Origin of the sequence: Hydrogenophaga sp., from assembly GCF_022844385.1 — a bacterium.
In the GTDB taxonomy this organism is placed as follows: Bacteria; Pseudomonadota; Gammaproteobacteria; order Burkholderiales; family Burkholderiaceae_C; genus Hydrogenophaga.
In genome coordinates, this window is sequence record NZ_JALHLX010000101.1 from 3,021 (window position 1) to 13,234 (window position 10,214).

13 protein-coding genes and 1 pseudogene are annotated in these 10,214 nt (G+C 66.6%); 4 read left to right on the plus strand and 10 right to left on the minus strand.

The features are described 5' to 3' along the window. Positions 1-175: 175 nt before the first annotated feature. The 10 genes from Q0C59_RS14810 to Q0C59_RS14855 form a co-directional block, all read right to left on the minus strand. Entirely contained in the window at positions 176-661 is a 486-nt protein-coding gene (locus Q0C59_RS14810; protein WP_291216728.1) for a heme-binding protein, read from the minus strand. Positions 662-673: 12 nt separating this feature from the next. After that, complete coding sequence (locus Q0C59_RS14815; RefSeq protein WP_291216730.1) at positions 674-838, minus strand: hypothetical protein; 165 nt, start codon at positions 836-838, stop codon at positions 674-676. Positions 839-902: 64 nt separating this feature from the next. Further along, entirely contained in the window at positions 903-1,631 is a 729-nt protein-coding gene (locus Q0C59_RS14820; protein ID WP_291216732.1) for an ABC transporter ATP-binding protein, read from the minus strand. After that, positions 1,628-2,818: an ABC transporter permease gene (locus Q0C59_RS14825; RefSeq protein ID WP_291216733.1), complete on the minus strand. Its 1,191-nt coding sequence runs from the start codon at positions 2,816-2,818 to the stop codon at positions 1,628-1,630. The genes Q0C59_RS14820 and Q0C59_RS14825 overlap by 4 nt, the downstream gene beginning before the upstream one ends. Next, complete coding sequence (locus Q0C59_RS14830; protein WP_291216734.1) at positions 2,815-4,011, minus strand: efflux RND transporter periplasmic adaptor subunit; 1,197 nt, start codon at positions 4,009-4,011, stop codon at positions 2,815-2,817. The genes Q0C59_RS14825 and Q0C59_RS14830 overlap by 4 nt, the downstream gene beginning before the upstream one ends. A gap of 79 nt (positions 4,012-4,090) precedes the next feature. Beyond that, a complete protein-coding gene (locus Q0C59_RS14835) occupies positions 4,091-5,827 on the minus strand; it encodes a SulP family inorganic anion transporter (RefSeq protein ID WP_291216735.1) in 1,737 nt (578 codons plus the stop codon). A 28-nt stretch (positions 5,828-5,855) separates the two neighbouring features. Next, positions 5,856-6,287: a TIGR01244 family sulfur transferase gene (locus tag Q0C59_RS14840; RefSeq protein ID WP_304751912.1), complete on the minus strand. Its 432-nt coding sequence runs from the start codon at positions 6,285-6,287 to the stop codon at positions 5,856-5,858. Position 6,288: 1 nt separating this feature from the next. Further along, a complete protein-coding gene (locus Q0C59_RS14845; protein WP_291216739.1) occupies positions 6,289-6,723 on the minus strand; it encodes a DUF6691 family protein in 435 nt (144 codons plus the stop codon). 11 nt (positions 6,724-6,734) lie between these two features. After that, a complete protein-coding gene (locus Q0C59_RS14850) occupies positions 6,735-7,172 on the minus strand; it encodes a YeeE/YedE family protein (protein ID WP_291216740.1) in 438 nt (145 codons plus the stop codon). A gap of 3 nt (positions 7,173-7,175) precedes the next feature. Beyond that, positions 7,176-7,496 (minus strand): helix-turn-helix transcriptional regulator, encoded by a 321-nt coding sequence (locus Q0C59_RS14855; protein WP_291216742.1) that lies wholly within the window; start codon positions 7,494-7,496, stop codon positions 7,176-7,178. A gap of 118 nt (positions 7,497-7,614) precedes the next feature. On the opposite strand from Q0C59_RS14855, the gene Q0C59_RS14860 reads away from it, so the two are divergent. The 4 genes and pseudogenes from Q0C59_RS14860 to Q0C59_RS14875 form a co-directional block, all read left to right on the plus strand. Further along, the gene (locus Q0C59_RS14860; RefSeq protein WP_291216744.1) at positions 7,615-8,499 is read left to right on the plus strand and encodes an MBL fold metallo-hydrolase; all 885 of its coding nucleotides are present in this window, start codon (positions 7,615-7,617) and stop codon (positions 8,497-8,499) included. A 31-nt stretch (positions 8,500-8,530) separates the two neighbouring features. Next, positions 8,531-8,980 carry an OsmC family protein gene (locus Q0C59_RS14865; protein ID WP_291216746.1) on the plus strand — a complete coding sequence of 150 codons (450 nt, stop codon included), beginning with the start codon at positions 8,531-8,533 and terminating at the stop codon, positions 8,978-8,980. 60 nt (positions 8,981-9,040) lie between these two features. Next, a complete protein-coding gene (locus tag Q0C59_RS14870) occupies positions 9,041-9,931 on the plus strand; it encodes a S9 family peptidase (RefSeq protein ID WP_291216748.1) in 891 nt (296 codons plus the stop codon). Between the two features lie 21 nt (positions 9,932-9,952). Continuing rightward, positions 9,953-10,214 (plus strand): annotated as a pseudogene (locus tag Q0C59_RS14875) (TlpA family protein disulfide reductase); the annotation flags it as partial.

Here is a 10,214-nt window from a genome sequence, read left to right on the forward strand (position 1 = left end):
CGCCCGACGCCGCGCCGGTCTGCACCCGCATCTCCATTCGACTCATGAACGGAACCACCCGCGAGGAAGCCTGGGCCATTGCCGGCGCGCTTCGGGCGTGCTTCGATGGGGCTTGCCACCTCAAGGCATCAATGGACAAAGTCCGATGAAACCGGCGGCCTCGTGCTGAACCGCATCACTGCGGCTCCGGCACCGTCAACCAGATTTCGTTGCGCCGCAGAAACCAGGGCTTGAACGGAGGGTCGTAGCGCGAATACGCGGGCTCACCGGTCCAGGACAGGCTGGCTGCGCGCAGCGCCGTCTGCAACTTCAGCAGCTGTTCGCTGTCGTTCGATTCAGACCAGAAACCCGAGTAGCGGATCACCGCCACCTGGGTCGGCAACACCGCACGCAGCCGGACGCGTTCGTCCAGCGGCTGCGGCGCGTTGGCCATGGTGACCCCCGCAGGCAGCACGAACTGCACGAGGAAGCCGCCGGTGGTCGCGCTTTGCGTGACCGGTGCGGTCATCTCCAGCTTCACGGGCACGGCGGTCTGCGTCACCGGTGCCGTCATCTCGAGCTTTCGCTCGCCTTTGTTTTTGCCGAAGATGTAGCCCGCAAGGATAGGGAAAGCCTGCTTGCCCGCCTCGCTTGCCGGACCGGCCACCACCACCTCGGCCACGGTGTACGGCGCTTATTGCCGCAGCTCGATGCCGGGCAGTTCGCGAACCACCCGGTACTCGGGCTCTTCTGTGGCGTGGGCAGGCATGGTGATGGTGCAAAGTGCGAGGGTCAGAAGGAAGATCGGAGCCAGCGCGCGGGTCTGGCGGCGTGGCTCTGGAGACGGTTGAAAGGGCATGGGCAGATGACCTCGGTTCGTCTTGTCCGATGGCGGCGCGGGAGTACCGTTTCGCGACCGGCGCCTATGTCAGCGCCCGTCCTTCGCCCTCCTCCTCCACCGTCTGACCATCGCGGATGTGGTAGATCCGCTTGAAGGTCGGAATGATCTTTTCGTCGTGCGTCACCACGATGATGGCGGTGTTGGCCTGCAAGGCCATCTGGTTGAGGATGCGCATCACCCCCATTGCCCTTTCGCTGTCCAGCGGCGCAGTCGGCTCATCGGCCAGGATGACAGGAGGCTTGTTGGCCAGCGCCCTGGCGATGGACACGCGCTGCTGCTCGCCGCCGGAGAGTTGCGACGGCTCGGCGGCAGCGCGGTGTTGCACGTCCAGCGCGGTGAGCAGCTCCACAGCACGGGCGCGGGACTCGGCGTTCGAGCGCCCTGCCAGCATCGGCAGCAAGGCCACGTTGTCCGTCACGTTCAGAAATGGGATGAGGTACGGGGCCTGAAACACGAAGCCGATGCGATCGCGCCGCAGCGCCCGAAGGTCATGCACTTTCCAGCCGTTGTCGTAAATCACCTCGTTGCCCAAAGTCATCTTGCCGCTGGTGGGCTCGATGATCGCACCCAGGCATTTCAGCAGCGTGCTCTTGCCCGAACCGGAGGGCCCCACAAGACCCACCACCTCGCCGGGGGCCACCTGCATGTTCACGTGTCTGAGGGCCTCCACAGCGGTGTCGCCGTGTCCATAAACCTTGCGCAGTCCTTCGATCAGGATGCCCCCTTGAGAACGGGTGTTCATCGTGTTCATCCGATCGCAGCACCCGGGTCGACTTTGAGCGCCACCCGAATCGCCAGCGTGCTCGCCAGGGCACAGATCACCAGGGTTGCACCCAGTCCTGCCAGCGCGTCGCCAGGCAGCAGCAGCACAAATTTGGGAAAGGCCGGCGCCCAGAACGTGGCGGCCACCTTTCCCACCGCAAAGCCGATCAGGCCCAGGCCAATCGCCTGCTGCAGGATCATGCCGGCGATGGTGCGGTCGCGGGTTCCGATGAGTTTGAGAACCGCAATTTCGCGCAGCTTGCCCATCGTCATGGTGTAGATGATGAAGGCCACGATCGCGGCGCTGACGATGGCCAGGATCACCAGAAACATGCCGATCTGCTTCGCAGAATTGGCGATCAGTTTCACCACCAGAATGTCCTGCATGCCGTCGCGCGTGTGCACCGTCAGGTGTTTCCAGCGCCGGATGGGCTGAGCCACCTGTTCCGGTGTGAAGCCCGGCGCCAGCTGGACAAGCACCGCGTTCACGCTGCGGCTGCTGGTCTGCAGAGTCTGCACCGCCTCCAGCAAGCCGGGGTTGCCCGGCCGGTTGAAGCCGGGGTTGGCGGCGATGCGGGCGCGGTCGTTGATGATGGCGTCGTTGTCTTTGAGAAACTGCGTTTCCTGGGCGTCCTTCAGCGGCACGAACAGCATCGGGTCGCCGCCCGAAGACACCATGCGCCGTGTCAGTCCCACCACCGTGTAGTCGTGTCGACGGATCCGCACCGTCTCACCCAGCACAAAGCCGGTCTTCACGTCGGCCACCGCTTCGTAGTGGCCGCGCGTGTGGTGGCGCCCGGCCACCAGATAACCGGGCGCGCCCGGCATGCCTGGCTCCATGCCGACCACCATCACGCGGTTGTCATGTCCGTTGCTTGTGACCTGCATGGTCAGGTAGGTCACATTCGCTGCGGCGGCAACACCCGGCATGCCGCGAACGCTGCGCACCACGTCGTCCTTGATGCTCGACGCTTCGGCATAAGGCCCCTGTGTGTCCTTCTGCACCACCCACAGGTCGGCACGGCTGTTGGCCAGCAAGGCGTGCGCGTCGTCGACCATGCCTCGGTACACACCCGCCATCGTCAGCGTCACGCCGATCAGCAAGCCCAGCCCCAGCCCGGTCAGAACGTACTTGCTCCAGCCGCTCAGAATGTCGCGCCCGGCCAGACTGATCACTGCGCGGCCCCACTGGGCACAAGCTGCTCCACCACGGCAATGCGCGTGCCGGGCTTCAGGGCACTCTGGCTGTAGCGCACCACCACATCGCCTTCGTTCAGCCCATCAAGCAACTGCACCTGACCGTCCAGCCCCTGCAAGCCCAGCCTGACCGGCACAAACGCCAGGCCGCCATCGTTCAGGCGCCAGACACCAGTCTGGCCATCGCGCTGATGCACCGCTGCGTTCGGCAGCAGCAGGCTCTGGGCCGAGGCTGGCAACTGCAAGGTCACTTCGGCCATCTCACCGACTGACATGCCCACTGGCAGCGCGTCAAAACTCACCATGGCCAGCCGCTCCTCGGTCACGCTGTCGGCCAGCGCCTCCACGCGAGTCACCTTTCCCGTGAATACCTCGCCGGGTCTTGAACGCAACGAAATGCGGGCCGCCAGCCCGGGCACGAGACCAGCCGAGCGCCCTTGGTCCACGCGCAACCTCACCCACAGGCTGGTGGGGTCCAGCAAGCGCAGCACGGGCTGTCCCGCCACCACCGTTGTGCCGGCCTCCGCATCGCGCGCGCTCACCACCGCTGCGGCGGGTGCCACCAGCCTGAGGTTCGCGCGCTGCTGAGCCAGCGCTGCGCGCTCGGCGCGCAGCCGCGTCAGGTCTTGCGAGGCCGCACCCACGTTGGCCTGTGCCGCCTGCAGTCCGGCGCTGGCCGAAACCCCTTCCTGCGCGCGCGCCTCCAGCGCACCGGGGCTGATGAAGTTCTGCTGCGCCAGGTCCTCATTGCGCTTCAGGTTGGCCGCGGCCAGCGCGCGGCGGCCCGTTGCCTCGGTCACCTGGGCACTTGCTGCCTGCTGCAGGATGCGACCGCGCTCCAGTGAGGCGTCCAGCGCAGCCAGCCGCTCGTTCAGGTCGACCGGGTCCATTTCGGCCAGCGCCTGACCAGCCTGCACCACGTCACCCACGTCCACCTTCAGGCTCGACACGCGCCCTGCTACGGTCGGCCCCACCATCCAGCTGCGCCGCGCCTCCACCTGGCCAATACCGAAAATCTCGGCCGCCACCCGACCCTTGATCACCTCGGTAGTCTGCACCTTCACCGGCGCCAGCGGCCCGGTTCGCAGAGCGACCCAGGTCAGTGCTGCGAGCAGCGCTACGGCAAGACCGCCCAACAGCCAGCGCCGGGCATTTTGTGGATTCATCTTCATCGGGCGGATCTTTCGTGGCTGCGTCGATGGCGAGGGGCATGCGTCCCTGTCACATCGGTTGGCGGCCGGTAACAAACGTTCAAACCACCTCGGGAGACAGTTCGTGAATGGCCTGGTAGTGGGTGAGGAACACCTGCCCGCTCAGACCATGCAGGAATTCGGTGCCCTTCAAGCGGTCCATCACCGGCCCCTTGACTTCGGACAAATGCAGGCGCACCCCCGCGCCGCGCAGGCGCAGACCGATGGCTTCAAGGCTTTCCAGGGCACTGGCATCGATGTCGTTGATGGCCGAGCATTGCAGCACCACGTGTTCGAGCCCGGGCCGGCTGGCCACGGCGTTGTTGATGCGGTCTTCCAGCGCGCGCGAGTTGGCGAAGTAAAGGCTTTCATCCACGCGCAGGCTCAGCACCCGCGGACTCACCAGCACGGTGTGGCGCTGCACGTTGCGGAAATGCTCGGTACCCGCCACCAGGCCCACCTCGGCCATGTGCGGCCGGCTGGTGCGGTAGAGGTAGAGCGCCAGCGACACGGCCACGCCCACGACCAGCCCCGTTTCCACACCCACCGTGAGCGTGGCCACCAGCGTGGCCAGCACCGCGATGAAATCGGACTTCGCGTAGTTCCAGGTCTTGCGCAGGATGCTGAAGTCCACCAGCGAGAGCACCGCCACCACGATGGTGGCGGCCAGCGTGGCCTGCGGCAGGTAATACAGCGCCGGCGTGAGGAACAACGAGGCCAGCGTGATGCCGACCGCGGTGTACACACCGGCCGCCGGGGTCTGGGCGCCAGCGTCGAAATTGACCACCGAGCGCGCAAAGCCGCCGGTGACCGGGAAACCGCCGGTGAAGGCGGCCGAGAGATTGCTCGAGCCGAGCGCCACCAGTTCCTGGTCGGGCTCGATGCGCTGGCGGCGCTTGGCTGCCAGGGTCTGGCCGACCGACACCGACTCGACGAACCCGACCACGCTGATCAGCAGCGCCGGCACCAGCAGCTGCTGCCACAGTCCGAGGTCCCACAGCGGCAAGGTGAACGGCGGCAGGCCCTGCGGCACCGTCCCCACGATCTTCACGCCCTGCGCCTGCCAGTCCAGGCCCCAGGTGAGCAGCGTGGTCACCGCGATCGCGGCCACCGGACCGGTCTTGGCCACCACGTCGGCCGCGCGCGGCTTCATGCCCAGGCGCTGCAGCATGGGTTTGAGACCGCTGCGCACCCAGAACAGAAACGCCACCGTCGCCGTACCGATGGCCAGGGTGAGAACGTGCACCTGACCGAGCTGCGACACCAGCGAGACGGCCAGGTCGAGAAAGTTGTGCCCTTCGGCCTTCACCCCCATCAGCGTCTTGAGCTGGCTGGCGGCGATCAGGATGCCCGAGGCCGAGATGAACCCGGAGATGACCGGGTGGCTGAGAAAATTGGCCAGGAAGCCCAGGCGCAGCAAACCCATGGCCAGCAGCAACAGGCCCGAGAGAAAGGCCAGCGTGATGGCCACCGCCCAGTACTGGGGCGTGCCGGCGACCGCGTATTGACCGATGGCCGCCGCCGTCATGAGGGAGACGACCGCCACCGGCCCCACGGCCAGCACGCGGCTGGTGCCGAACACCGCATACAGCAGCAGCGGCGCCACGCTGGCGTACAGGCCGACCTCGGGCGGCAGGCCCGCGAGCATGGCGTAGGCCAGGCTCTGGGGAATCAACATGATGGTGACGATCAACGCCGCCACCCCGTCGCTGAGCAGCGTTTCGCGGTTGTAGGCGCGGCCCCACTCCAGCACGGGCAGTGAGGGCAGCAGCTGGCGCCAACGGGACGATGGGTTCATTCGATGGGGTCTCTTCGGGCCACAGGCGTCACTGGCGCGAGGGCTGGGTGGGTGGCGCCACGCCGCTCAGGTTGAATCCGGCCATAGCGGCCCGTTGCACCAGCGCAGGCCAGGGCTGCGAGCCGGCTTGCGAGAGGGCCCACAGCGTGGCCGAGCGCATGCCGCTGCGGCAATACGCCAGCGTGGGGGCCGGCAACTGGTTCAGCAAGTCGGCGAAGGCCTGTCCGTCCGGCTGGCTCACCCGACCCGACTCCACCGGCTGGTAGGCCAGGGTGAGCCCGGCCTGGCTGGCCGCGGCGGCCAGATCGCGGTGGCTGAACTGGCCCGGGCTCTCGCCGTCCGGCCGGTTGCAGATGAGCGACTTGAAGCCGGCGCGTGCAATGGCGGGCAGGTCGGCGGGCGAGATCTGCCCCGCCACCGACAGCGTGTCGGACAGGGGGATCAGGTTCACGGACGCCATGTCAGGCTCCCACGCGCTGGCGCAGGCCGGTGCGTTCGGCGATCTCGAAGATCACCATGCCCACCAGCATGGCCGCCACGAACACCGCGCCCTTCACCTCGCCGGAGGCCATGGAGACGACGCCCGGACCAGGGCAGAAACCCGCCAGGCCCCAACCGGCGCCGAAGGTCAGGCCGCCGATCAGGAGACGCTTGTCGATCTGGCTCGACTTGGGCAGGTGCAGTGCCCCGCCCAGGAAGTTGGTGGTGCGTTTGCGGGCCAGTGCGAAGGCGAAGAAGCCCACGGCAATGGCGCCGCCCATGACGAAGGCCAGCGACGGATCCCAGGTGCCGAACAGGTCCAGGAAGCCGAGCACCTTGCCCGGGTCGGTCATGCCGGAGAGCAGCAGGCCCATGCCGAACAGCAGGCCCACGAGGAATTCGGTGATGCGGTGCATGTGTGTGCTCCTTACAGAACGTGGCGGACCACGAAGACCATGGCGAAGCCCGCGCCCATGAAGGCCAGCGTGGCCACCAGGGACCGGGGCGAGAGGCGCGAGAGGCCGCAGACGCCGTGCCCGCTGGTGCAACCCGAGCCATAGCGCGTGCCCAGACCCACCAGCAAGCCGGCGACAACGATGGTGGCGAAGCCCGCATCGATGCGAGGTGCCTGCACAAAGCCGGCCGGCGCGAGCAGGCCATACACCAGCGGTGCGGCCAGCATGCCCAGCAGGAAGGCGATGCGCCAGCCGGCGTCGCCCGATTTCGGTGGCAGCAGGCCACCCAGGATGCCGCTGATGCCCAGCACCCGGCCATTGACCAGAATGAAGAATGCCGAGGCAACGCCCAGCAGGATGCCGCCGGACAGCGAGGCCCAGGGCGTGAAGTTGGCCCAATCAATCGTCATGACTCACTCCTTTTCGCAAACACAAAATTGTTCGTACAGCACCTGCATCACGGCCAGCGCCTTGGGGCTGGTCAACGCGTAATGGATGTTCTTGCCTTCGCGGCGGGTGCTCACCAGTTCCTCGTCGCGCAGCACGGTCAGCTGCTGCGACAAGGTCGGCTGCACGATGCCGAGCAGTTCCTCGAGTTCGCCCACGCGGCGCTCTCCTTGCGAGAGCTGGCACAGGATCAGCAACCGGTCCGGATTGGCCAGCACCTTCATCAGGCGGCAGGCCCGGCCGGCGGCCGAGTGCATTTCGTCCATGTCCATCGAGACACTTTTCATTGATCTTTCCTTCCGTTCGTTGAGGCTGCGCAGTGCCGCCTTGATCGCTGGTGAGAATATATTGACAAACAATATATTTGTCAATATATTAGCTTCAGCTTATTTAAAGGAGCCTTTCATGAACTCTGTTTCGACCACCACCTCCTCGCCCCAAGTGCATGGCATGTTCGATCCTGCCACCTGGACGGTGACCTACGTCGTTCACAACGGCCCGGGCAGCGACTGCGCGATCATCGATTCGGTGCTCGACTACGACCCGAAATCGGGCCGCACGCAACACGCCTCGGCCGACCAGGTGATCGAGTACGTGCGCAGCCACAACCTGAAGGTGCAATGGATTCTCGAGACCCATGCCCACGCAGATCACCTCTCGGCAGCGCCCTACCTGCGTTCCCAGCTGGGCGGCAAGATCGGCATCGGCGGCAACATCACCACGGTGCAAAAGGTCTTCAAGGGTGTCTTCAACCTGGAGCCCGGCTTCAAGCAGGACGGCTCGCAGTTCGACCACCTGTTCCAGGAAGGCGAGGCGATCCCTTTGGGTGCACTCACCGGCGAAGTGTTTTTCGTGCCGGGTCACACCCCGGCCTGTGCGGCCTACCGCTTCGGCGACGCGGTGTTCGTCGGCGACACGCTCTTCATGCCCGACGTGGGCACCGCCCGCTGCGACTTCCCCGGTGGTGACGCCCGCGTGCTCTATGCGTCCACCCGCAAGCTGCTGAGCCTGCCGCCACAGACGCGGCTGTTCATGTGCCACGACTACCCGCCGGCCGACCGCGAAGTCGCTTTCGAGACCACGGTGGCCGAGCAGCGCGCCAAAAACATCCACGTGCACGACGGCGTGAGCGAAGAGGAGTTCGTGGCCATGCGCACGAAACGCGACGCCACACTGGAGATGCCCACACTGATCCTGCCTTCGGTGCAGGTCAACATCCGCGCAGGTGAGCTGCCGCCGAAGGAAGACAACGGCGTGGCCTATCTGAAGATTCCGCTCAACGCACTGTGATCCTCTGACCGCACTCACCCGGGCCCACGCCATGACGACCGCCACTGTTTCGCTCCGGCAGCAAGCCGACTACCGCTTCGAGATCCACTTCGGCGATGGCATTCCAACGCTGATCGCGGACGAGCCCGCCCCGTTGGGCAAGGGCGAAGGTCCCTCCCCGGCCCAGCTGCTGTGCGCCTCCGTGGGCAACTGCCTGAGCGACTCGCTGCTGTTTGCGCTGCGCAAATTCAAACAGACGCCGGAGCCGCTGCGCTGCGAAGTCACGGCAGAAGTGGGTCGCAACCCGGAAGGCCGGCTGCGCATCCTGGGCATGCACGCCACCATCACGCTCGGGGTGGCGGCAGGTGCGCTCGAGCACCTGGACCGGGCACTGGCGCAGTTCGAAGAGTTCTGCACCGTCACCCAGAGCGTGCGCCAGGCCGTGCCGGTGCGGGTCACTGTGGTTGACGCCGATGGTCAGACCCTGCACGACAAAACCTGAGGTGGCCGATCGGCTGCGGCACGCCCCGGTCAGCCTCGGCGAGGGGCAACGCCTGTGGCGATGATCCTGGGCACCGCGGCCACCATGGGCGCCGTGTGGGCACTGCGCCGGCTGGCCCACCTGGGAATCGTGCGTGGCTTGCGGGCACCGCGTGTGCCGCATGCCGGGGGACAGCACGGCTTCGGCTTGTCACCCGATCGTGTTCAGGAGGTCCGCATTCCCGCCTCCGGTGGCAAGCAGTTGGTCGGGTGGTTGGTGTTGCCGCCAACCGCCGTGGCCACGCCCGTACCCGCCGTTCTGGTGATGCACGGCTGGGGTTCCAACGCCACCATGATGGGTCCGGTGGTGCCACCGTTGCACGCGGCCGGTTTCGCCGTCTTGCTGCTGGACGCGCGCTGCCACGGCCACAGCGACGACGAGACCTTCACCTCGATGCCGCGCTTTGCCGAAGACATTGCCTCGGGCCTGAACTGGCTGCAGCAGCAGCCCGAGATCGCCGCCCGGCAAATCGCCCTGCTGGGGCACTCGGTGGGTGCGGCCGCCGCTTTGCTGCACGCTGCGCACCACCACGACGTTCGCGCCGTGGTCAGCCTGTCGGCGTTCGCGCACCCCACCGAAGTGATGCGCCGCTTCATGGCCGAGAAACGCGTCCCCCACACGGTGCTGGGCTGGTATGTGTTGCGCCATGTGCAGCGGGTCATCGGCGTCAGCTTTGACGACATCGCGCCCCTGAAGACGCTGGCCGCCGTGCGCTGCCCCACCTTGCTGGTGCACGGCATCCATGACCGCACCGTTCCGGTGGGCGATGCTCACCGGTTGCTCACGGCATCCTGCTTGGCCCGGCTGCTGCTGGTGGAAGGCGACCACGATCTGCGCGAGGCGCTGGGGCCACACGCGCACGCTCTGGTGGCGTTCCTGCAAGACGCGTTCGAATCAACCACCCCTCGTTGAACCCTGGAGTCTCCTGAACCCATGCTGTCCCTCACCCTCGGCCCGATTGCGCTGCCGCTGCCACCCGTGCTCCTGTTGGGCGCCGTGTGGGGTGCGTCATGGCTGGCGACCCGCCTGGCGCGCAGGGGTGCGGGCAAGGCCGAAGGCGAGCTGGCTGGCAACAGCGTGATCCAGGCCGCGCTGCTGGGTTTGCTGGCAGCCCGGCTGGTGTACCTGGCCCTGCACGCAGACGCGTACCTCGCCACACCATGGGCCGTGTTCGACCTGCGCGATGGAGGCTGGA